Genomic DNA, 22803 nt, shown 5'->3' on the forward strand with positions numbered 1-22803 from the left:
AAAAAATTTTTTGATTATTTTTTCCTGACTACTTACCCAATATTTTTAAGAACTTGTACAATCCGATTCCTTAGTTTCGGGTCGGCAAAGATACTAACTTTACTTTTTATTATCCAAATCTTTTTTTTACTTTTTTTAAAGTTTTTTTTGACTTGTTTAACCTTCAGTTTGTGTGTGAACTTCTGCTCTAATGCGGGTGCAAAAGTAGTAATCTTTTCTCTTCTCGCAAGCCTTTTGTAATCTTTTTTTATTCTTTTTTTTGATGTTTTTCTTAACACGCTGATAACAAGGATTTAATATAGAAAAGTTTTTTTCATCCCCCTAACCCACTTCGAAGGAGGAATACTTTATACAGGGTATTTGTTTGTTTAACATATAAGTCATACAAGTGTTTTTATTACTTATATATAGTATAGCAAACTTCCTAAAAGAAGGCTAAACCAACCTAACTACCTTTAAAAGGGAATTTTTCTACATATATATAGTAGTGGTTTATTAAACATATAGGTCATAGAAGTTTTTGTTACATATATATGTATATAGTTTCAAGTTTACTTATTGAAATTGATTATTCAAAAGTCCTTAGAAGGAATTGTCCCCTTGAGGGGACTTTAGGGGTGTAGCCCGCTTTGCGAGCCAGTGGAATAGTAATCTGAAATGCTATAAGTCTTGTCTAGCCCCGATAGAAGTGGAAATCCTTTTTATTTTTTGGTGACTGAGGTTCTCGAAGGCAACAAAAAAGAAAAAGATTGTAACGGATAGCGGGACCAAGAGTCTTTATGGAATGCGGAATACCTGCTTCTGAAAAAATTATTCCGTTACCGAATTGGTTTTATTGCTCCAGTGTTCTTTTAAATTTTCAAAATCGATGGGCTTCTTTGCTTCTTGCTTGGTGAGTTGGCCTTGATTAAAAGCGACGTTTAGAATACCCTCTATATGATAGTCTTCGGTAACCGCATAGGGTTGGTACTCGGTTTTAAGATTAATGTCAAACAAATAGGCTGTAGAGTTGGCCCAAAATGCTTTCCAACCACTTTTATATTCTTTAATTAAATCATAAGTAGAACTTCCCGTTTGACGATAAATCAATTTTACTAAGATTTGACCGTCTTTTCGAGATAGTTTTTTTAAACGAGGCTCAAATTCTTCCTCTAAATACTTCTCTACAATTTTAAAGTATTTCTTTTTTTCGCGATTCGTTTTCAATTTAGTCATTGTACTATTTAACTGCGTAAGTTTATCTGCTGCTAATTTAGCATAAGGATACACTTTAAAGATTCTCCTCTTTAATATGAGTCGGGCTTTTCTTACGTCTTCTGAACTATAAACACCATCAGGCGCAATAATAAGCTCTCGTAATTCGACAGAATATATAATAGAAGAATCTTGTTGCGTCATTTGCAACGTATCGGCTTCAGTTTGAGCAAAAGAAAAAGTAGTAAGAATCAAGAAAAAACTACTCCATAATAATTTATACATGATGTTCGATTTTACACTTCTTAACACACTGCAAAAAGTAAACCAAAATTATTGAAATATTGCGAAAGTCTAATTACTTATTTTTAATTTAGCAAAAAATATATAGTTAAGATGAGTACAAAATCAATATTAAAGAAGTCATCGATGACTTTTTTGGAAAATTATTTGAATAATGCCTCTCCAACGGGACACGAAGCAGAAGGGCAAAAAATTTGGATGGACTACCTAAAACCGTATGTAGATACTTTTATTACCGACACCTACGGAAGTGCAGTGGGAGTTATTAATCCAGATGCGCCTTACAAGGTGGTGATTGAAGGTCATGCCGATGAAATTTCGTGGTATGTGAATTACATTACCGATGACGGATTCATCTACGTGATTAGAAACGGAGGTTCGGATCATCAGATTGCGCCATCGAAGCGTGTGAATATTCATACGAAGAAAGGTATTGTACGCGGTGTTTTTGGTTGGCCAGCGATTCACACTAGAGGAAGAAGCGGAAAAGCAGAAGAAACAGCAAAAATTGAAAACATCTTTATTGATTGTGGTTGCTCTACGAAAGCCGAAGTTGAAGCTTTAGGCGTTCATGTGGGTTGTGTGATTACGTATCCTGATACTTTTGAGATTTTAAACCACGATAAATTTGTATGTAGAGCCATTGATAACCGCATGGGTGGTTTTATGATTGCCGAAGTAGCGCGTTTATTAAAGGAGAACAAAAAGAAATTGCCTTTTGGATTATACATTGTAAACTCGGTGCAGGAGGAAATTGGTTTGCGTGGTGCCGAAATGATTACCCAACGCATTAAACCAAACGTTGCCATAGTGACCGATGTTTGCCACGATACGACTACGCCAATGATTGATAAAAAAATTGAAGGTGATTTAAAAATGGGTAAAGGACCGGTTATTGCCTACGCTCCTGCGACACAAAACACTTTACGTGAAATGATTGTGGACACGGCTGTAGAAAATAAAATACCTTTCCAACGCCATGCGACTTCTAGAGTTACAGGAACTGATACCGATGCTTTTGCGTATAGCAATGGCGGTGTTGCCTCGGCTTTGATTTCGTTACCGTTGCGTTATATGCACACCACAGTAGAAATGGTACACCGCGACGACGTAGAAAATGTGATTAAATTGATTTACGAAACGCTATTGAAAATTGAAAATAACGAAACATTTAGTTATTTTAAATAAAAATATTGGACATAGATAAACAAAAAAATCCCGCTTTCGCGGGATTTTCTTTTATCTTCTTTTACGAGCGTCGTTGACCGGTTTTATAATTTCTTCTGAATTTTATTTTCCTATACTTGAATATCTTTGAGTTCAAAATATGTGAAAATCCAGCTATGATTATTATGGCTAATTAGAATAAAACTAAAGAAACATTCATTTTTGTTGTAATATAATTTTATATTGCATGATAATTAAAATACATCATTTTAATACAACTCATAAAAATGGAATTAATAATTGTAATTGGATTATTTGTTTTAATAGGCTACTCGTACAAAAGATACCTTAAATATTTACGTTTAGAAAATGCTAAAAGAGAATCTGTAGAATATAATTTTAAAAGGAAAATTGATGAACTTAACAAAAATATTACCTCAAAAAATGATGAAATAATTTTGCTAAAAAAAGGAATTCTTGAAAAAGATAAATTATTTAATGATTTAAAAAAAAGAGATAATGAATCCATTTCAAAAATTACAAGTCTTTATTCTGATTTTTTATTAATACAATTTGATATTTCTAGCCATTATTTAAAGACAAAAAAACACCCCGCAAAGGTTGAGGCATCTAGAGTCAATGAATTAAAAATTGAAAGTAAAAAATATTTAGAGCAATTTAGACAAATGTTGTACAAGTATGAAATGCTCTTGCAACTTTTTCCTGAGCTTTCAAAATATACAGATGATTTTGAATCTATTAAATAATTGGAAGAAATTTCAAATATTGATATACTCCAAGAAGATTTTGATAGAGTTCAATTTTATTTATCAAAAGAAGAATATGCATCATTATCAGTAGATGAAATAAATCAACTTGCACTCGATAGATATATAAAAGGACAAAAAACAAAATGGCAAATAGGTAGAGATTATGAACTCTTTTGCGGAATCACATACGAAAGAGATGGATGGGATGTAGAATACTATGGTATGGAAAAAAAATTAAATGATATGGGTAGGGATTTAATTGCCAAGAAAAACAATATCCATCATGTTGTACAATGTAAATATTGGGCTCAAAATAAAACGATTCATGAAAAACATATAACTCAGTTATTTGGTACAACTGTGGAATATGGCATGAATTTATCTAATAATATAACTGTAAAAGCAGTTTTTATCACAAACATAAAATTGTCCGATTCAGCTCGAAAATTTGCAAATAAGCTAGGCGTAATAGTAAAAGAAGACACACCACTAGAACATTTTCCAAGAATTAAGTGCAACGTGAATAAAGATGAGTATGGTGAGGAATCTCTAATTTACCATTTACCTTTTGACCAACAATACGATAGAACAAAAATTAATAAAAAAGGAGAATTTTATGCTTTTAATGTTGATGAAGCAGTAAAAGCAGGTTTCAGAAGAGCAAATAAGTTTTTTGGCAACAATTAATAATCAAATTTACATAATATATTGTATACTTATTAAATCAAAAAAATCCCGAGCTAACTCGGGATTCTTTCTATATAAAAGTTTGTATTATCTACTTTGTAAATAATTCAAAACATTCTTCTCGATTCTTTCATTGATGTTGGAAATATCCGCTTTTACGAATTTCTCTCCAATGATGTTCTCAAATAACTCAATGTAACGTTCAGAAACTGTTTCGATGTATTCGTCTGACATAAAGGGAATTTGTTGGCCTTCTTTTCCTTGAAACCCGTTTTCAATTAACCAACGACGAACGAACTCTTTTGATAATTGTTTTTGTTCTTCGCCATTTGCTTGTCTTTCTGCATAACCTTCTGCATAGAAATAACGAGAAGAATCTGGGGTGTGGATTTCGTCGATTAATACGATTTGTCCGTCTTTTGTCTTCCCGAATTCGTATTTCGTATCAACTAAAATTAAACCGCGAGATGCTGCAATTTCAGTTCCTCTTTGGTATAACGCTCTGGTGTATTTTTCTAAGGTTAGGTAATCTTCTTCGGTTACAATTCCGTTGGCTAAAATAGCTTCGCGTGAAATGTCTTCGTCGTGCGAACCGTTATCCGCTTTTGTTGTTGGCGTGATGATGGGTGTTGGAAATTCATCGTTTTCTTTTAAACCTTCTGGCATTTCTACACCGCAAAGAATTCTTCTTCCTGCTGCATATTCACGCGCGGCGTGACCTGATAAATAACCACGAATTACCATTTCTACTTTAAACGGTTCACATAAATGTCCTACCGCCACGTTTGGATCTGGAGTTGCTACTAACCAATTCGGTACAATATCAGCAGTTAATTCCATGAACTTCGTAGCGATTTGATTTAGGATTTGTCCTTTATAAGGAATTCCTTTTGGTAAAACCACATCAAATGCCGAAAGACGGTCAGTAGCGACCATTACTAGTAAGTCATCGTTGATATTGTAAACTTCTCTAACTTTTCCACGGTACACCGATTTTTGACCTGGAAAATTGAAATGGGTAGTCGTAATTGTGTTCATTATGTTGTGTTGTTGTTTGTGTGGTGCAAAAGTAAAAAAAGACTCTAATAAAAGCGCCTGTTTTTGTGAATTATTTAGTCATTATTCTCAATACTCTTGTACGCATCAATAATTTTCTTCACTAATCTATGTCGTACGATGTCTTTGTCATCTAAGTAAATGATTCCAATGCCTTCCACATCTTTCAATACTAAAATCGCTTCTTTCAATCCTGAAATGGTTCTTCTTGGTAAATCAACCTGACCTGGATCGCCCGTGATGATAAATTTAGCATTTTTCCCCATACGGGTTAAAAACATTTTCATTTGGGAATGTGTGGTATTTTGTGCTTCGTCTAGGATTACAAAAGCGTTATCTAACGTTCGTCCGCGCATAAAAGCTAACGGTGCAATTTGAATAATACCTTTTAAAATATAATCTTCTAAAGTTTGTGGTGGTAGCATATCGCGCAAAGCATCGTATAAGGGTTGCATATAAGGATCTAACTTTTCCTTCATGTCGCCCGGAAGGAATCCTAAGTTCTCTCCTGCTTCTACTGCTGGACGCGTTAATATAATACGCTTGACTTGTTTTTCCTTCAAGGCTTTTACTGCCATCGCAACTCCAGTGTAAGTTTTTCCAGTTCCGGCTGGACCGATAGCGAAAACCATATCGTTTTTATGCACATAATCGACCAATTTTTGTTGATTAGGCGTCATGGCTTTGATTAACTTTCCTCCTACACCATGCACTAAAATTTTATCTCGTTCGTGCATGTGTTCGGCATCATGTTGATGACTCGTTTCTAAAACTCGCAATATAACATTATCGTCAATACTATTATAACGTGTAAAATGATGCATCAATCTTTTAAAGCGATTTTCAAACTCATCCAAGATTTCGGGCTCACCATAAGCTTTAAGAGTTGTTCCTCTTGCTACAATTTTAAGTTTCGGATAATACTTCTTAATAGTTTCAAGATGAGCGTCTTGCGCACCCCAAAATTCTTTTGGAGCAATGTCGACTAATTCAATGATTCTTTCGTTCAAAGGCTTTCTTTTTTTAATTATTTTTGGAACGCTAAAATTATAGTAGCTTTGCAATCAAATTTAGTAAAAACTACTGTTGCAATCCAAATAAGTTATAAACAAAAAAATGTCAATAATTACTTTAACTACCGACTTTGGACACAAAGACTACTTCGTAGGCGCTTTGAAAGGCAAAATATTGTCGGAACACAAAGAAGCGATTATTGTAGATATTTCGCATGAGATTGATTTGTTTAACACTTTAGAGGCGAGTTACTGTATAGAAGCCGCTTATCGAAACTTTCCAAAAGGCACGATTCATATAATAGGAGTAGATAGTGAACGCGTGGGCGATACCCAACATATTGCGATGCAATGGGACGATCATTACTTCATTTGTGCCGATAACGGAATTTTAAATTCTTTGATTCAGAAGAAAATTCCACAGAAAATGGTGGCCATTACCATCCACGACAGATTGAATATTGACGCAAGCGATATGGATGTTTTCGTAGCCGTGGCCTGTCATATTGCACGAGGTGGTTTGTTGAATGTAATTGGTAAGGAAATTTCATCGTTGAAACCGGTAAGTGTATTGACTTCATCGATTACGGATGATTTAAGCGAAATTAAAGGACAAATTGTGTATATCGATTCGTTTGGAAATTGCGTTACTAATATTTCACAAAGACAATTCAACGAAACCATCAGAGGAAGAAAATTCGAAATCATAATCAAAAACAAGAAGTTCAGTCGTTTGCACAAAAGCTACTCCGATTTTCCTGTTTCCGATGTGAAACAATTGAAAGATTTAGAAGGTGATTTCTTGGCGTTATTCAATGAAAACGGCTATTTAGAAATTGCCATATATAAGAGTAATCCTAAAACAGTAGGCTCGGCTGCGACCTTGTTAGGATTGCATTTTAGAGATACGGTATCCATTAAATTCAAATAAAATATGTTCATAAGAATTGTAAAAATGCGTTTTCACGAAGATAAAATAGAAGCTTTTTTAAATAATTTTGAAGAAGTGAAACACCACATACGAAACTTCGAAGGAAACCGTTTCTTAGAATTGTATCAAGACAAAAACGACAAACGCATTTTCTTCACCTACAGTTATTGGGAAAACGAAGAAGCGTTAGAAAATTACAGAAAATCGGATTTATTCAACGGGGTTTGGACGTACACCAAAAGCTTATTCAGCGATAAGCCAGAAGCTTGGAGTGTCGATAGATTGGTTACATTAAATTAGAATTTAGAATTCAGAAATTAGAAGTTGGAGTTGAGAGTTAAAAAACTTGAAACTTGAAACCTGAAACAAAAAATAAAAAATGAAAGCATTACTATTACGAGAAATAAAATCCTTTTTTGGTTCGCCGATTGGATATTTAGTCATCGGGATTTTTCTTTTACTCAACGGATTATTTCTTTGGGTTTTTGAAGGCGAATTCAACATATTAAACTCGGGTTTTGCCGATATGAGTCCGTTTTTTAAATTGGCACCATGGATTTTAATTTTCTTAATCCCTGCAGTAACCATGCGCAGTTTCTCAGATGAGAAAAAACAAGGAACGATTGAATTGTTGTTTACTAAACCGCTTTCAAATTGGGACATCGTAAACGGAAAATTCTTAGGTGCTTTGGTTTTAATCATTTTAGCGATTGTTCCAACGATTATTTATGTGTTGACGATTTCTCATTTTGGAAATCCTCAAGGCAATATTGATATGGGAAGCACCTTAGGTTCTTACTTCGGATTATTGTTCTTAATTGCGGCTTACACAGCGATTGGAATTTTTGCTTCTACTTTATCAGACAATCAAATTGTAGCGTTTATAATTGCGGTTTTTTGTTGTTTCTTTTTCTATTTTGGGTTTGATGGCATTGCGTCGTTCCTTGGAAATTACAGTTCGATGTTTGCAGCTTTAGGAATGGATTATCACTTTAAAAGTATGAGTCGCGGTGTGTTAGATACGCGTGATATTGTATACTTTGTGAGTGTGACGTTTTTGTTTTTATCAGCAACGGTTTATCAACTTAAATCTTTGAAATGGTAATGGCAGCAAACAAATCAAAAGCTTTAAAGCAATTAGGAATTGTATTTTTAGCAATCATCGTTATCAATTTAATCAGCAACTTCTTTTTCAAACGTTTTGACTTAACGCAAGACAAACGCTATACTTTATCAGAAACGACATTAAACATTATAAAAGATGTGGATAGTCCGTTATACATAGAAGTGTATTTGGAAGGGAATTTTCCACCAGAATTCAAACGTTTACAAAACGAAACCAAACAACTTTTAGAGGAATTCGCCGCTTATAATTCGAACATTATTTTCAACTTCAAAAATCCGATTGAAAAAGAGGAAACGCGAGTAGAAAAAATGAAAGAATTCTACGCGAAAGGCATGCAACCGTTAAGCATCACTGTGGAAGACAAAGGAAAGCAATCGCAAGAAGTGGTTTTCCCTTGGGCACAAGCGACTTATGGTGATAAATTCACGAAAGTGGCGTTGTTGAAAAACCTAATGGGTGCTTCTACGGAACAAAAAGTAATTAGTTCGGTACAGCATTTGGAATTTGGTTTTGCGGAAGCTATCAATAAAATTTCGAAAGAAAAACAAAAGAAAATTGCCGTAATCAAAGGAAATGGCGAGTTAATCGAACCTTTCATGGCTGATTTTCTGAAAACAGTTAGAGAAAGTTATTACATCGGACCTTTTACATTAGATTCGGTAGCTAAACAACCCACACAGACACTTGAAGCACTTAAAAAATACGATTTAGCCGTAATTGCAAAACCAACCGAAGCTTTCACCGAAGAAGAAAAACAAGTCTTAGACCAATTCATTGTCAATGGTGGAAAAACATTATGGTTAGTAGATGCAGTAGCGGCCGATATGGATAGCCTATACAACGAAACAGGAACTATTTTACCAGCGTCTAGAGAGTTGAACTTAACAGATATGTTATTTAAATATGGTATTCGAATCAATCCTTCGATTATCAAAGATGAGTATGGAACTCCTATTAAATTAGCTACAGGAAATCAAGGTAGTGAAACGCAATATCAAGAATATACATGGCGTTTTGCCCCTTTCATTTACCCTGTTTCTTCACATCCTGTGGTTAAAAATATGGAAGGAATTAAATTTGAATTTGCTTCACCAATCGAAATCTTAAAAAACGACATTAAGAAAACCGTTTTATTAGCTTCTTCCGAATATTCCAAAACTGTGGGAATGCTAACACCTATTTCATTAGATATGGTTACAGAAGAAACCACTCCTGAAGAATATGCCGGCAAAGGATTACTTCCAGTGGCCGTTCTATTAGAAGGAAAATTCAAGTCAGCTTATCAAAACCGAGTGTTGCCATTTAAATACAATTCGTTTCAACCAATAGGTAAAGAAAATAAGATGATCGTAATTTCTGATGGCGATATCATCAAAAATCAACTAGACAAAGGTATGCCTTTGGAATTAGGTTTCGACAAGTGGACCAATCAGCTTTATGGCAACAAAGAGTTCTTGATGAACTGCGTAAATTACCTTTTAGACGACAACGGACTTATTAACATCCGAAGTAAAGATGTCGATTTACCACTTTTAAACAAGGAAGAAGTGTATAAAAATTACACCATGGCACAAATGGTAACTGTCGGATTACCAATAGTTTTTTTAGCTATCTTTGGTTTTTTATTTACGTTCTTACGCAAAAGAAAATACAGCCGCTAGTTGTTAATAAAATTGTTTTTGCCGTTGAACAGAATTAGAATATATTTGTGAAATATAAAATCAAATCACGATTTTAAAATACAAGATGATGAAGTTTATAGTATCGAGTTCGTATTTATTAAAACAATTACAAGTTTTAGGAAGTGTTATCAACAGCAGCAACACTCTACCTATTCTTGATAATTTCCTTTTTGAATTAGATAACAACCAATTAAAAGTTTCAGCTTCTGATTTGGAAACAACGATGACGGCTACGTTAGAAATTGATTCTACAAGTCAAGGTAGTGTTGCTATTCCTGCAAAACTTTTATTAGATATCTTAAAAACCTTCCCAGAGCAACCGTTAACGTTTACTGTTGAAGACAATTCGACGGTAGAAATTAGCTCAAACTCGGGTAAATATGCGATTGCATACGCTCCAGGTGAAGAATTCCCTAAAGCAGTAGTTTTAGATGATCCTTCAAAAACATTGGTACCTGCAGAAGTATTAGCAACTGCAGTAAGCAAAACCATTTTCGCAGCTGGAAACGATGATTTACGCCCTGTAATGAGTGGTGTTTTCTTCCAATTTTCACCAGAAGGATTAATTTTCGTAGCAACAGACGCTCATAAATTAGTAAAATACGCTCGCACCGATGTAAAAGCATCGCAAGTAGCGGATTTTATTATGCCAAAAAAACCTTTAAACATTTTAAAAGGAATTTTAGCAGCTTCTGATGCTGAAGTTACTATCGAATATAACGATTCCAATGCTACTTTCTCTTTCGAGAATTATGTATTGACTTGTCGTTTAATCGATGGTAAATATCCAAACTACGAAGCGGTTATTCCAAAAGAAAATCCAAACAAATTATTAATCAACAGAGTTCAGTTTTTAAACTCGGTTCGTCGTGTGGCTATTTTTGCTAATAAAACTACGCACCAAATTCGTTTAAAAATCGCAGGAACCGAATTGAATATATCAGCAGAAGATATCGATTACTCAAACAAAGCAGACGAACGTTTGACTTGTGATTACCAAGGAGATGATATGCAAATCGGGTTCAACTCACGTTTCTTAACCGAAATGTTGAATAATTTATCAAGTGATGAAATCCAATTAGAAATGTCGATGCCAAACCGAGCAGGAATTTTAACTCCAGTGGATGGCTTAGACGAAGGTGAAACTGTTACGATGCTAGTAATGCCAGTAATGTTGAGCAACTAATTTACAATAATTGATTTTACAGTTTAACTGAGAATCTTATTACCAACCCTAACTAACTTAAAAACCACTTAGCTTTTGCTTTAGTGGTTTTTTAATTTTTAAAAAGATTTAGCTTTAAAAATAACTTTTTAACCTATAAAGAAATTGCTAAAACAATTGCTTACAAAAGAAATAATTTGGTTAAAAAACTTTATTTTTGAAAATCAAATCAAATTCAACCATGCGTTTTCATACAATAAGTTTGCTTTTCTTCTCGATATCTGTGTTTTCACAAAACGATTTATCAACACCTTTTGAACGTGGCAATGGCAATCAATCCACTACTTATGAAGAATGTATTGCATTTTATGAAAAATTAGATGAGAATTTTGCCAACATCCAAATGATTCAAAAAGGCACCACCGATAGCTGGAAACCTTTGCATTTGGTACTTTTTTCAAGCGAAGGCAAATTTGATTTTGACGAATATTTTACTAAAAACAAAGCCGTAATTTTAATCAATAACGGAATTCACGCAGGTGAACCTGATGGAATTGACGCTACCATGATGTTAATGCGAGATTTAGCCATGGGGAAAATCAAAACGGCTAAAAATACTTTAATTGCTGCTATTCCAGTGTATAGCGTCGGCGGAATGTTGAACCGAAATTCGCATTCCAGAGCCAATCAAAACGGTCCCGAAAAATATGGTTTTAGAGGAAATGGGCGCAATTATGATTTGAATCGCGATTTTATCAAATCGGATACTAAAAATTCGAGAAGTTTTCAAAAGTTGTTTACCGAATTAAATCCCGATATTTTCTTAGACAATCACGTTTCTAACGGCGCGGATTATCAATATACGTTTACTTGTATTGCAACCCAACATGAACGTTTGGGAAACAAATTAGGTAATTATTTCATCAACGAATTGTATCCTTCGGTGGTAAAAGACATGAACAAAAAGAAAATCGATGTGGTTCCGTATGTAAACATTCACGGTGATATGCCTGATAAAGGTTTTGAGCAATTTAGCGATACCCCACGATATGCCACAGGTTATTCAACTTTATTCCACACTTTAGGATTTGTTCCCGAAACACACATGTTGAAAGTCTACAAAGAGCGCGTAAAAGTGACTTACGAATTTATGGTCAGCACGATCAATTTCGCGGATACAAATTGGCAAAAAATCAAGCAAATGCGAAAAGATGCTTTGAACGAATATCAAGTTGGGATGCCATATCCATTAGATTGGGCAATTGATTCTACGAAAGTGTCTTATATTGATTTTAAAGGCTATCAAGGTGGTTACAAACCAAGCGATATTTCAGGAAAAGACCGATTGTTTTACGATAAAAGCAAACCGTTTACCAAAAAAATTCCGTTTTATGGGAATTATAAGCCAACGAAATTCGTAAACATTCCGAAAGCATATGTTATTCAGCAATCGCAATGGCAAGTGTTGGATATTTTGAAATTGAATAACATTAATGCACATCGTCTGCAAAAAGATACGATTATTGAAGTAGAATCGTATAAAATTGAAAGTTATCAAACCTCAAAATCGCCTTACGAAGGGCATTACTTTCATTACAATACGAAAGTTTCCAAATCGACTCAAAAAGTAAAATTTTTCATGGGTGATTATGTATTTTACACGAATCAACCAGGCGTAAAATATTTAGTTGAAACTTTAGAACCAGAAGCAGTAGACAGTTATTTCAATTGGAACTTCTTTGATCCTATTTTACAACAAAAAGAGTATTTTTCTGCTTATGTTTTTGAAGATTTAGCGAAAGAATTCTTAGATAAAAATCCAAAAATAAAAGCCGAATTAGAACAAAAGAAACAAAACGACAAAGCTTTCGCTGAAAATGGAGCTGCACAATTGGATTGGGTGTACAGACAATCACCTTATTATGAAAAAGCGCATTTGCAGTATCCGGTGTATCGAGTGAATTAGAAGAAAGAAAAAAGATTTGAATAAAAAACGATGAAAAAACATTCTTATATCATAACATCAATAATTCTAATTATGATTTTTAACTCTTGTGAAAATAAAGATAAATACGATATTTTCTGGGATTGGTTTACCAAAAATGAAGACAAATATTATAACTACGAAAAGAATAATCAAGAACTACTTTTTAATAATTTACACCAAAAACTTATTGAAATTGACTCCAATCTTGTATTTGAATTTGGCCCTATTCAATCAAATAATAAAAGAGAATTTACAATTTCAGCTGATGGATTAAAAGAATCTTTTCCATCTGTAATTGAATTAGTAAAAAAGGCTCCAAATCTAAATAAATGGAAAATTAGTTCATTTAGACAAAGAATTCCTGGAGATGAAATTGAAATAAAATATGATAATTTTAAAATTTCTTATGACGATATTTACTTCAGATATTCAGAAGAATCAGGAAGAATTGGATTAGAACTAAATATTCGTGATTACAAAGAAACTCCTGAATTTATAAATGCTACATATGTTTTACTTGATGGACTAATCGGTGAATATGATATGGAAACAAAAGTAGATTGGATAGAAAGAAAGTCTCTTGATGAAACCAAAATCGATTCACTTTACAAACTTATTGAATTAAGAGAAATTATCGATGATTTAAAATAATACTATTATTTTCATCTTTTCTCTTTCTTCTTCCTTCTCAAATCAAACCACCTTCTCCGCTTCAAACAACAATTTAATATTCTCGTACGAGTTCTCCAATAAAAACTTAATATCCTTTGGATTCACCCATTCTACACGTTCGATTCCTTCATCGGCTTGACCTTGTGGTGTGCCTTCGTATTTGGTTCGCATTTCAAACCATTGGGTAATTTTTAGTTTATAGCGACCATTGCGTTTGAAAATATGATAGGTTCTTTGTAGTTTTTCTGTGATGACTAATCCGTTAACGCCCGTTTCTTCCTCAACTTCTCTTATAGCGGTTTCTTCAATGGTTTCGTTTTTTTCGGTACCGCCTTTTGGTAAATCCCATTTGCCGTTTCTAAAAATAAAAAGCACATCGCCGTCTTTGTTGTAAACCAATCCACCACCTGCTTTTTCAACGGGTAATTTCGCACGAAGCGTTTTCATAATTAACTTCTCATCGGGATGATACAAAAAAGCTTTCTGAATTTTATTCTGAAAAATTTTAACAATCAACTTCTTAATATCAACACTTTCCAACAAAAAAAGTTTGAAATCGGTCTCTTTTTGAACCTGATTTGTCAAAAAAAGTGGCTTATCGTTCACAAAAACTTTATACATTTGCAATATGATTTTTAATAACAACACAGCACAACAAACAGCCGAATTGCTTTTACAAATAAACGCAATTAAATTAAATTCTAAAAATCCTTTTACGTGGGCTTCAGGCTGGAAGTCACCAATTTATTGCGACAACCGCATAATCCTTTCATTTCCAGCGGTTAGAAACTATGTACGCGATGAATTTGCGAAACATATTGAAGACAAATTTGGCAAACCAGATGTAATTGCAGGCGTTGCAACCGGCGCGATTGGAATCGGAATTTTGGTAGCTGAAGCGATGGGATTACCTTTTGTATACGTTCGTCCAGAACCCAAAAAACACGGAAGACAAAACCAAGTGGAAGGCTTCTTGCAAAAAGGACAAAACGTAGTGGTAGTTGAAGATTTGATTTCGACTGGCGGAAGCAGTTTATTAGCGGTTGAAGCTTTACGCAACGAAGGTGCTAATGTAAAAGGAATGGCAGCGATTTTCACTTATGGTTTCCCAATTTCAAAAGAACGTTTTGAAGCGGCAAATTTGGATGTTTTCACATTAAGCAATTACGAAAACTTATTACAAAAAGCGGTTGACAAACAATATGTTTCAGAGAATGAATTGGAAACATTGAGCGCTTGGAATGCTAATCCTGCTGAATGGAATGTAGAAGTTTAGTTTCCCCCTTTTAAACTCATAACCTTTTAAACTTATAAACAAAACATATGAACTTAGAAAGTCCAAAAGTAAACGTATCAAAATCGGCTGAATATTTATTCAACGCTTTAAACGACGTAAAGAATTTCGAGAAATTAATGCCTGAAAATATCGCAAAATTTGAAGTAATCGACGAAAATTGCTTTGAATTCGGATTAAAAGGAATGCCAGAAATTAAATTGGTAAAAAAAGGGGGAACTCCAAATTCGCAAGTGGTTTTAGGAGCGGCTTCAAGTAAATTACCTTTTACCTTAACTGGAAACTTAAACGCAATTGATGCTGATAACACAGAAGTGCAATTAGCTTTTGAAGGTGATTTCAACCCAATGATGGCAATGATGATCAAAGGACCGATCACCAAATTCATTGAGACATTAGCTCAGAATATGGGGAAATTATAGTTTCCTGAATACTTTAGAACACGAATTGCATGATTTAATTTATGTGATTCGTGTTTTTTTATTGATTCTTGTCATCCTGAACTTGTTTCAGGATCTTTTCTTATATTCTTGAGATGCTGAAACAAGTTCAGCATGACAGAAGTTTTATTTACACAGTTTTCAAAGCCTCAACTAACAAATCAATATCTTCTTTCGTATTAAAATGACTGAATGAGATGCGTAAACTTGGTTTTTTTGTCTCCTCTGCTGATAAAAACTCGGCTAAAACGTGTGATGGTTTGATACTTCCACTTTGACAAGCACTTCCTCGTGAAACTGCAATTCCTTTCATATCTAATGCAAATAATAACATTGAAGTCTTTTCTTCCGATAAAGGCAATTGAACGTTTAAAAGGTTATAAAACGTGTTTTCTCCATTGATTTTCACTTCTGGAAACACTTTTTTTAATTCTGAAAAGCAATAGTTTTTTAAATCGGAAATATATTGTTCATCGTTTTCTAAATTCTCACAAGTCAATTCTAATGCTTTTGCCATTCCTACAACTTGATGTACGGCTTCGGTTCCAGCACGCATGCCTTTTTCTTGCTCGCCACCAAAAATTATGGGTTGTATCATGGAATTCTTTTTGATATAAGCAAAACCTACTCCTTTTGGACCATGAAATTTGTGCGCACTCGCCACTAAAAAATCAATTCCCAACTCTTGTATATCTAAATTCGTTTTTCCAATAGATTGCACCGTATCGCAATGGAAAAGTGCTTTCGCATACTTGCATAGCTCCGAAACGCGTTTAATGTCTAAAATCGTTCCTATTTCGTTATTTACGTGTATTAATGATACTAATGTTGGAACTTCTGAAGGCAATTTAGCCGCCAAATCGTGGTAATCAATATTTCCTGTTGGCAAAATGGTAATATATTCGACTTGAATTCCGAATTCCTTTGCTAGATGTTCGACTGTATGCAACGTAGCGTGATGTTCGACTTTAGTCGTGATAATACGTTTTATTCCCAAATCTTTCACAGCGCTGGTTAAAATCCAGTTCGTAGCTTCAGTGGCACTTGAAGTGAAAATAATTTCAGATGCTTGTGCATTTAGTAATTTCGCAATGGATTTACGTGATGATTCTAACAATGTCTTGGCGCTTCTCCCAAAACTATGCGTAGAAGATGGGTTTCCGAAATCATTTTGAAGCACGTTCATCATCGCAGTAATTACTTCTGGATGAATTGGCGTGGTTGCTGCGTTATCTAAATACACTTTTTTCATACGACAAAGATACAAATCATTTTATTTTGGAAATCTTAAAATCAATTCGGATGGAAATTAACAAACTTTAGCAAATTAATAAATTAAAACCTTTATTTTTGTTGCATAAATTCAATGAATAAATGAAAAAACTTTTAGTTTTAGTAGCCTCAGTATTTATGCTACAAGCGTGTGATGATGGCGATATTACGCTAGAATCTTTCAATTTTAATCCTGATAATGTTGATAATTGTACAAATAACAATCTTGTATTTAACATTAATAGAAATGAAATATTGATACTGAATCTAGAACCGTCTAGCTTTATCAACGAACCTACTCCAGTTGGAAGTCCGAGAGTCGTTAATGTAAATTCGAACAATCAAATTATTTACAGAATCTACTCGAGTAATGTTAATTCTTCTTCCATTTGCTCTACCATTCCACCTGCTAATCCAGTTGTTCAAAACGAATGGAATGCTACCGGTGGTACTATAGAAATTATTACCAATGCAGTTTACGCAACAAACGGAACAACAATAACTGGTTACACGCACAATATTAAATTCAAAAATGTAAACTTTTCAGGTTCGGCTAACTCGTTTAGTTTTACGGAATATAATTTTGGAAATTACCTTACCGACTTATAATTTTTAAATTTTAAAAAAGTTAAGGACTATTCAATTTTGAGTAGTCCTTTTTTTATTCCTAGAAGTGAAATTTTTGACTAAAATCTTACTTCACATTTTGCTTGATATAAACTTCAGTGGCACCCAAACCATATTTTTGATAGTTGGCATCTTGGAACGAAATGTGGTCATAACGGCCCAACAAAAAATCCAATTCAGCTTTCAAAACACCTTCGCCTACACCATGAATAAACACCACTTTTGGCATTCGATTTTTGATAGCAAAATCAAGTTGTCTTTTCGCGGTTTCCATTTGCAAAGTCAGAATATCATAATTACTCATACCTCGTTTTGAAGGCACTAATTTTTCGATGTGCAAATCCACTTCTAAGACAAATTCGTCCTTACGAGAGCGCTTTTCTTTGACAAAACTACGCTTTTTCGGGTCTTCTTTATCCTTCAAAACGGAACCTAAACTTTGTGTTGAAAAAAAACCACTTAAATCGTTGGAATTGTTTATTTTAACTAATTCGTTGACAAAAAATGTCATCACAAAATTATCAGTAGTTTCCACTGAAATCTCCTCATTTTTAACCTTAATTACTACCCCTGAGATGTCGTCGTCTAAAACGGCAACCTTATCGCCTATTTCAAATTTCTGTGTCATTTTTATCTTCGTTTTCCCCATCGTTTTTAGATGGAATTTTCTTCATTAACCTAAATAATCCATACATAAAAATAGCCATTGCTCCTATCATAACTAATCGATTTGGAGCTGGTTTTGATTGTTCCATCAAGGCGTAAATTCCAACTGCTGCAAACATTAAAATGTATAAAAATTGTTTCATCTTTTTTGCTTTAAAATAAAGTTTTCAAAAGTAGTGTTTTTAAAATTAGTATTTGTTTTTGAACTTTTTTTTGTAATCTTGTACTCCAAATTTTAACCTCAAAAAGCATCATGAAAGAACATATGTTGCCTTGCATGAACAAACAACTTTTCGGAATTGAATGTCCGGGTTGTGGAACACAAAGAGCAATTGCTTTTTTATTAGATGGTGAATTTTGGCAAGCTTTTAAAATGTTTCCTGCTATTTACTCATTAGGTTTGCTTTTTATTTTTTTAGGATTACATTTTATAGATAAAAAAAGAAACTATTATAAATTACTAATAGCAAGCGCAATTTTGAATGGAGTTGTAATGCTTGTCGCCTATTTTTTTAAATTATATTTTAACACAATAACCAATTAAACTGAACTCTTTATGGAAAATCAAAAGTTACCTAATGCTACTATTGTCCTTGTTTTAGGAATTTTATCTGTACTCACTATCTGCTGTTATGGTATTTTTAGTATTATTTTTGGTGTTATTGGAATCATTTTAGCTAACCAGGATAGTAAATTATACCATCAAAATCCTACTCAGTACTCTAATTATAATAACACTAAAGTGGGTAAAGTATTAAGTATAGTTGGTCTTACCCTAGGTGCTATTTTCTTAATTATTATAATAGGTATGATAGCTTATCTTGGAGAAGACGGTTTACTACAAATGCAAGAAGAAATGTTACGTAGACAACGATTACAATAACTACACTAAATTTAATCAAAGAACGCTAGCACTCAATGTTAGCGTTTTTTTTTTGCAATAACAACTCATTAACAAATCGTTTACATTGCAATTTTAGAGTTTGGCACAGCAATTGGAAATACCTAATCAAGCAGCCGTTTTAGAAACGAGTTTTAAAATGAAGTTGCCGAAACTTTTAAATTGTTGTATTATGAAATCAAAGATTCACAAACTCGAAAAACTAAATCTGTACTTCATGAGTAAAAAAATTACACTTTTAGTAGTAGCCAGCTTATTTCAGATAGGAAGCATGGCTTATGCATCAGAGAATCCTGTTTTTACAGACAACACAAACAAAAGAGGGTATTACATCGATTATAGAGATGCAGAACCTATTATCTTCAGAGAACGTGGAATTGAGTTTATGTTGTTTCCAAATGGAGAATTTGATTTTAATACCAGACCCTCTGAAACTAGATATGAAATTAACAGGACTAATGGTGCTCCTAGAAGTCGAGGCTATTATGGCCCATCTGAAAGAGGAATACGCGTTGAGCATGATAACTTTGGTAGAGTAAGACGCGTAGGAAATGTGTATATTAACTACGATGCTTTTGGAAGAGTAAAACGCATTGGAACCATTTACATGAGCTACAATAGTTTTGCAGTAACTAGAGTTGGAAATATGCGAATTGTATACGACAGAAGAGGGAGAATTATAGAGGTGTATGGTTTTATTAACTATGCTAATAACGGATACGTTTATACTCCAAGCGGAACTCATTATTCTGGCGGAAACAGTGGTGGTTATGGATACGATGACGATTACGGAAGCGATGAAGACTATTACTATTACAGAAAAGATGGCTCTAAAGCAAAAATGACAGCTGATGACGTAAAAGAAATCAAAAGAGAAACTTTAGAAACGAAGAAAGATAAATAATAATTGGTTGGTTAGTTTGTTTTAAATCCTGTGGATTCTGGGAAGATGAAGCAGGATTTTTTGTTTTTAAATTTTAAAATCTTTATTTGGAATGCCAATTGAATAAATCAAAGGAATTAAAAAATCTTTATTACTGCTTCAGAATTCTCTTGAAAACAGAGTTCATCACAAAATTAATATCCGAAGACACCTTAAAATAGTAACTCAACCCTAAATAGAAAATAGTAACTAAAATCGATTTCAAGACAATATTTACAAAGGGATGAAAGCTGAAATCCCAATAATAAAATGCTCCAAAAGTAAGTATTGCCAGAACTAGCGATACAATTGTATTTTTAGTAAATGGAAATAGCTTCATTTTAAGCACAACAAATAGTAATTTGGCTAAACTATACATTCCAACAGCAATTAATGTAGCTAAAGCCGCCCCATTAATCCCGTACAAAGGAATAAAAATAAAATTCAACCCAACAACAACTAAAACTAACAAAACTCCCAGAAACAAGACCATTTTATAATATTTCGAATTAAAAATAATCGAATTATTATTTCCTAAAATAACATCAAAATACTTAGACAAACCAATGGTAAAAACCACAAACAAACCTTTATCATAACCCTCATTTGGCAAGATTTCATATACTTGCTTTATGTTTACTAAAATCCCAACATATATCAATCCTCCAATTAATTGAAGGGTTACTGAAGATTTTTTATAAAGCTCATTTAACTCGTCCCATTTGTTTTCGCTCATAAATTTGGCAGTAATCGGATAAGTTATTTGATGCATTGCTCTTTGAGGAACTGAAATTACCATCGCTAAATAAACTGCTAAAGAGTAAAATGCAATATTTTCAATCTTCAAAAATTGATTAATCATGTATTTATCAATATCTAAAAGCATATTAGCTACACTTGCAGATAGTATAATGAAGATTGTAAAAACAAAAATTTCTTTAGTTTTTTTGGGTAATTTCTTATTTAACTGAATTCTTTTAGTTTTGTTAGCATAATAAATAATAACCAACAAACTAATTCCATAAATCAATACAAGAGAGTGAACGAACTCAGGCAGTGTTATACATTTAAAATATACTGCAAAAAGAGAAATTGTAACTAAAATTCGAATAAAAACTTCTTTCACAAATGAACCAAAAACAGATTTCATATGAGCTCGCAACCACGCATAAAAAATCTCAAAATAACCAATAAATAAAGCTATCAGAGGAATTTCCCACACAAAATCGTAAACTATTGTATTTTTTGCAGATTCATACAAGGCAATAGTATCATAGAAAAAATAAAACAAACAAAAGAAAGGAATAATTACAATAAGCGGCAAAAAGAGCATATAAGTAAAATACCTACTCAAATCTTCCTCGGTTTTGTTGTTTTCATTAAAAAATTTAATCAACGTGTTTTGAATACCAAAAGATAAAATTGGGTATAAAATATTGGCCGCTGATAAAATATAATTGGTTAACCCTAAATATTCTTTGCCTAAAAAAACAGGATACATATACATCACATTAATCGCACCAATTCCAAAACCAATGAAGGTTATGAAAGTGTTTTTAATCGATTGTTTGATGACAATTCCCATGTTTGAAATATGAATTTAGAATTTAGAATTCAGAAGTTTAGCTAACTTTTCAGTCAATGATTTTCTGCTGTATTGTTGTAAACCTACAGGATGTACTTTTAAATTGTTTTGTTGATATTGCTGGAAACACTTCAGAATTTGTTCTTTTAAAGCTTCTAATTCATTATATTTAAAAAAAGTACCAGTATTGGTTTCTTTAATGATTTGTGCAAAATCTGCGTTTTCAGGTCCGATGGCAATAATGGGTCGCTCCGAAACCATATATTCAAATAATTTTCCTGGAATAATACATTGGGTTTCTTCTGAATCGATTTCGATAAGTAACAATACTTGCGAACTTCTTTGTTCAATTATCGCTTCATCATGTGGTAAATAACCCAAATGATTCACATATTTGTCTAACTTGAATTCATTTATAGCTTGAATTACCTCAGAACTCACCGCTCCTATCAATTTTAATTGGAACTGCTTTTTGAATTCGGGATTTTCTTTGGTTAATTCTTTCAAGGCTTTCCATAAAATTCTGGGATTTCGAGCTGATAAAAACGACCCAATGTGCGCCAAAGTAAATTTTTCATCCAATGGTTTTTTGATGACTTTTTCCACATCATAACCATTCGTAATGACTTCGATTGGTTTTGAAGTAATGGCTTCAAATTCAGTTTTTGTGGTAGGTGAAGTAACTAAAAGTTGGTCACAAGTATTCATGACTTCCTTTTCTAAATCTTTATGCTTTTTAGCTGCCCACGAACTCAATTTTAATTGTTTGTGATAACCAATTGTTGTCCAAGGATCGCGAAAATCGGCCAACCAAGTAATATTTAGCTCTTTTTTCAATTGTAAACCAATCAAATGCAAACTATGTGGCGGACCAGTTGTTATTATCGTATCAATTTGATGTTCTTGAAGATATTGTTTCAAAAACTTAACCGAAGGTTTTACCCAAAATACTCTTGCATCGGGAATAAAGACATTACCTCGAACCCAAAGCATTGCTTTTTCTACAAACGATTGTTTTTTTTGATTCGGAATGATTCCAGAACTGATTTTTTTCGTCTTATTTTTTGAAAAAATTGAAGCCAATCCATAAGGTTCAAAAATCGGTTTTTTTATGATAACGGCTTTATCCGAAACTTCACTCAATAATTTCTCGTCTAGCAAGGGATACGTTGGATTTTCTGGAATATAAACATGGGGTTCGATTTTAAAATCGGGTAAATATTTGACGAATTTTAACCAACGCTGAACACCTGGACCTCCAGCTGGTGGCCAGTAATATGATATGATGAGTATTTTTTTCGTTGGTTTCAATGTCAAGTTCAATTACATATTCAAACTCAAAA

25 protein-coding genes are annotated in these 22803 nt (G+C 33.3%); 16 read left to right on the forward strand and 9 right to left on the reverse strand.

Features of this window, described 5'->3' with window-relative positions; all coding sequences use genetic code 11:
- Positions 1-810 precede the first annotated feature (810 nt).
- Complete coding sequence (locus tag NAT47_RS12160) at positions 811-1479, reverse strand: DUF4294 domain-containing protein (RefSeq protein ID WP_250583146.1); 669 nt, start codon at positions 1477-1479, stop codon at positions 811-813.
- 111 nt (positions 1480-1590) lie between these two features.
- On the opposite strand from NAT47_RS12160, the gene NAT47_RS12165 reads away from it, so the two are divergent.
- From NAT47_RS12165 to NAT47_RS12175, 3 genes are all read left to right on the forward strand, one after another.
- Positions 1591-2685 carry a M42 family metallopeptidase gene (locus NAT47_RS12165; protein ID WP_250583148.1) on the forward strand — a complete coding sequence of 365 codons (1095 nt, stop codon included), beginning with the start codon at positions 1591-1593 and terminating at the stop codon, positions 2683-2685.
- Between the two features lie 266 nt (positions 2686-2951).
- Positions 2952-3431 carry a hypothetical protein gene (locus NAT47_RS12170; protein WP_250583150.1) on the forward strand — a complete coding sequence of 160 codons (480 nt, stop codon included), beginning with the start codon at positions 2952-2954 and terminating at the stop codon, positions 3429-3431.
- Positions 3432-4121 carry a restriction endonuclease gene (locus tag NAT47_RS12175; RefSeq protein WP_250583152.1) on the forward strand — a complete coding sequence of 230 codons (690 nt, stop codon included), beginning with the start codon at positions 3432-3434 and terminating at the stop codon, positions 4119-4121.
- Positions 4122-4208: 87 nt separating this feature from the next.
- On the opposite strand, the gene NAT47_RS12180 is transcribed toward NAT47_RS12175, so the two are convergent.
- Together NAT47_RS12180 and NAT47_RS12185 are read right to left on the reverse strand one after the other, a co-directional pair.
- A complete protein-coding gene (locus tag NAT47_RS12180) occupies positions 4209-5159 on the reverse strand; it encodes a phosphoribosylaminoimidazolesuccinocarboxamide synthase (protein ID WP_250583154.1) in 951 nt (316 codons plus the stop codon).
- A 74-nt stretch (positions 5160-5233) separates the two neighbouring features.
- A complete protein-coding gene (locus tag NAT47_RS12185; protein ID WP_250583156.1) occupies positions 5234-6187 on the reverse strand; it encodes a PhoH family protein in 954 nt (317 codons plus the stop codon).
- Positions 6188-6293: 106 nt separating this feature from the next.
- Here NAT47_RS12185 and NAT47_RS12190 point away from each other — a divergent pair, with 106 nt between their 5' ends.
- From NAT47_RS12190 to NAT47_RS12220, 7 genes are all read left to right on the forward strand, one after another.
- The gene (locus NAT47_RS12190; protein ID WP_250583158.1) at positions 6294-7121 is read left to right on the forward strand and encodes an SAM hydrolase/SAM-dependent halogenase family protein; all 828 of its coding nucleotides are present in this window, start codon (positions 6294-6296) and stop codon (positions 7119-7121) included.
- 3 nt (positions 7122-7124) lie between these two features.
- Positions 7125-7421 carry a putative quinol monooxygenase gene (locus NAT47_RS12195; protein ID WP_250583160.1) on the forward strand — a complete coding sequence of 99 codons (297 nt, stop codon included), beginning with the start codon at positions 7125-7127 and terminating at the stop codon, positions 7419-7421.
- Positions 7422-7500: 79 nt separating this feature from the next.
- On the forward strand, positions 7501-8226 hold the full coding sequence (gldF, locus tag NAT47_RS12200; RefSeq protein WP_133610940.1) for a gliding motility-associated ABC transporter permease subunit GldF: 726 nt from the start codon (positions 7501-7503) through the stop codon (positions 8224-8226).
- Positions 8226-9908 (forward strand): gliding motility-associated ABC transporter substrate-binding protein GldG, encoded by a 1683-nt coding sequence (gene gldG, locus NAT47_RS12205; RefSeq protein ID WP_408610611.1) that lies wholly within the window; start codon positions 8226-8228, stop codon positions 9906-9908. The genes gldF and gldG overlap by 1 nt, the downstream gene beginning before the upstream one ends.
- Positions 9909-9996: 88 nt before the next feature.
- Positions 9997-11115, forward strand: coding sequence for a DNA polymerase III subunit beta (gene dnaN, locus NAT47_RS12210; RefSeq protein ID WP_250583162.1), 1119 nt, complete (start codon positions 9997-9999; stop codon positions 11113-11115).
- Positions 11116-11335: 220 nt separating this feature from the next.
- Positions 11336-13060 (forward strand): M14 family metallopeptidase, encoded by a 1725-nt coding sequence (locus NAT47_RS12215; RefSeq protein WP_250583199.1) that lies wholly within the window; start codon positions 11336-11338, stop codon positions 13058-13060.
- Between the two features lie 30 nt (positions 13061-13090).
- The gene (locus tag NAT47_RS12220; protein ID WP_250583163.1) at positions 13091-13732 is read left to right on the forward strand and encodes a hypothetical protein; all 642 of its coding nucleotides are present in this window, start codon (positions 13091-13093) and stop codon (positions 13730-13732) included.
- 42 nt (positions 13733-13774) lie between these two features.
- Here the strand turns inward: NAT47_RS12220 and NAT47_RS12225 are convergent, their stop codons facing one another.
- The gene (locus tag NAT47_RS12225) at positions 13775-14374 is read right to left on the reverse strand and encodes an NUDIX hydrolase (protein WP_250583164.1); all 600 of its coding nucleotides are present in this window, start codon (positions 14372-14374) and stop codon (positions 13775-13777) included.
- 7 nt (positions 14375-14381) lie between these two features.
- On the opposite strand from NAT47_RS12225, the gene pyrE reads away from it, so the two are divergent.
- On the forward strand, positions 14382-15029 hold the full coding sequence (gene pyrE, locus NAT47_RS12230) for an orotate phosphoribosyltransferase (protein WP_250583165.1): 648 nt from the start codon (positions 14382-14384) through the stop codon (positions 15027-15029).
- 47 nt (positions 15030-15076) lie between these two features.
- Positions 15077-15469 (forward strand): SRPBCC family protein, encoded by a 393-nt coding sequence (locus tag NAT47_RS12235; RefSeq protein ID WP_250583166.1) that lies wholly within the window; start codon positions 15077-15079, stop codon positions 15467-15469.
- A 148-nt stretch (positions 15470-15617) separates the two neighbouring features.
- On the opposite strand, the gene NAT47_RS12240 is transcribed toward NAT47_RS12235, so the two are convergent.
- Positions 15618-16739, reverse strand: a complete 1122-nt coding sequence (locus NAT47_RS12240; RefSeq protein ID WP_250583167.1) for a cysteine desulfurase family protein — start codon at positions 16737-16739, stop codon at positions 15618-15620.
- Between the two features lie 122 nt (positions 16740-16861).
- On the opposite strand from NAT47_RS12240, the gene NAT47_RS12245 reads away from it, so the two are divergent.
- A complete protein-coding gene (locus tag NAT47_RS12245; RefSeq protein WP_250583168.1) occupies positions 16862-17368 on the forward strand; it encodes a hypothetical protein in 507 nt (168 codons plus the stop codon).
- Between the two features lie 85 nt (positions 17369-17453).
- Here the strand turns inward: NAT47_RS12245 and NAT47_RS12250 are convergent, their stop codons facing one another.
- Complete coding sequence (locus tag NAT47_RS12250; RefSeq protein WP_250583169.1) at positions 17454-18014, reverse strand: Smr/MutS family protein; 561 nt, start codon at positions 18012-18014, stop codon at positions 17454-17456.
- Complete coding sequence (locus NAT47_RS12255; protein ID WP_250583171.1) at positions 17998-18195, reverse strand: hypothetical protein; 198 nt, start codon at positions 18193-18195, stop codon at positions 17998-18000. The genes NAT47_RS12250 and NAT47_RS12255 overlap by 17 nt, the downstream gene beginning before the upstream one ends.
- 110 nt (positions 18196-18305) lie before the next feature.
- On the opposite strand from NAT47_RS12255, the gene NAT47_RS12260 reads away from it, so the two are divergent.
- The 3 genes from NAT47_RS12260 (at position 18306) to NAT47_RS12270 (ending at position 19857) form a co-directional block, all read left to right on the forward strand.
- On the forward strand, positions 18306-18596 hold the full coding sequence (locus tag NAT47_RS12260; RefSeq protein WP_250583173.1) for a DUF2752 domain-containing protein: 291 nt from the start codon (positions 18306-18308) through the stop codon (positions 18594-18596).
- A gap of 12 nt (positions 18597-18608) precedes the next feature.
- Positions 18609-18935 (forward strand): CCC motif membrane protein, encoded by a 327-nt coding sequence (locus tag NAT47_RS12265; protein ID WP_250583175.1) that lies wholly within the window; start codon positions 18609-18611, stop codon positions 18933-18935.
- 235 nt (positions 18936-19170) lie between these two features.
- Positions 19171-19857 carry a hypothetical protein gene (locus NAT47_RS12270; protein ID WP_250583177.1) on the forward strand — a complete coding sequence of 229 codons (687 nt, stop codon included), beginning with the start codon at positions 19171-19173 and terminating at the stop codon, positions 19855-19857.
- 130 nt (positions 19858-19987) lie between these two features.
- On the opposite strand, the gene NAT47_RS12275 is transcribed toward NAT47_RS12270, so the two are convergent.
- Both NAT47_RS12275 and NAT47_RS12280 read right to left on the reverse strand, forming a co-directional pair.
- Positions 19988-21460 (reverse strand): oligosaccharide flippase family protein, encoded by a 1473-nt coding sequence (locus NAT47_RS12275; RefSeq protein ID WP_250583179.1) that lies wholly within the window; start codon positions 21458-21460, stop codon positions 19988-19990.
- Between the two features lie 15 nt (positions 21461-21475).
- Complete coding sequence (locus NAT47_RS12280) at positions 21476-22771, reverse strand: glycosyltransferase family 4 protein (RefSeq protein WP_250583181.1); 1296 nt, start codon at positions 22769-22771, stop codon at positions 21476-21478.
- Between the last annotated feature and the right edge of the window lie 32 nt (positions 22772-22803).

The organism is Flavobacterium fragile (assembly GCF_023634865.1).
Lineage (GTDB): Bacteria > Bacteroidota > Bacteroidia > Flavobacteriales > Flavobacteriaceae > Flavobacterium > Flavobacterium fragile.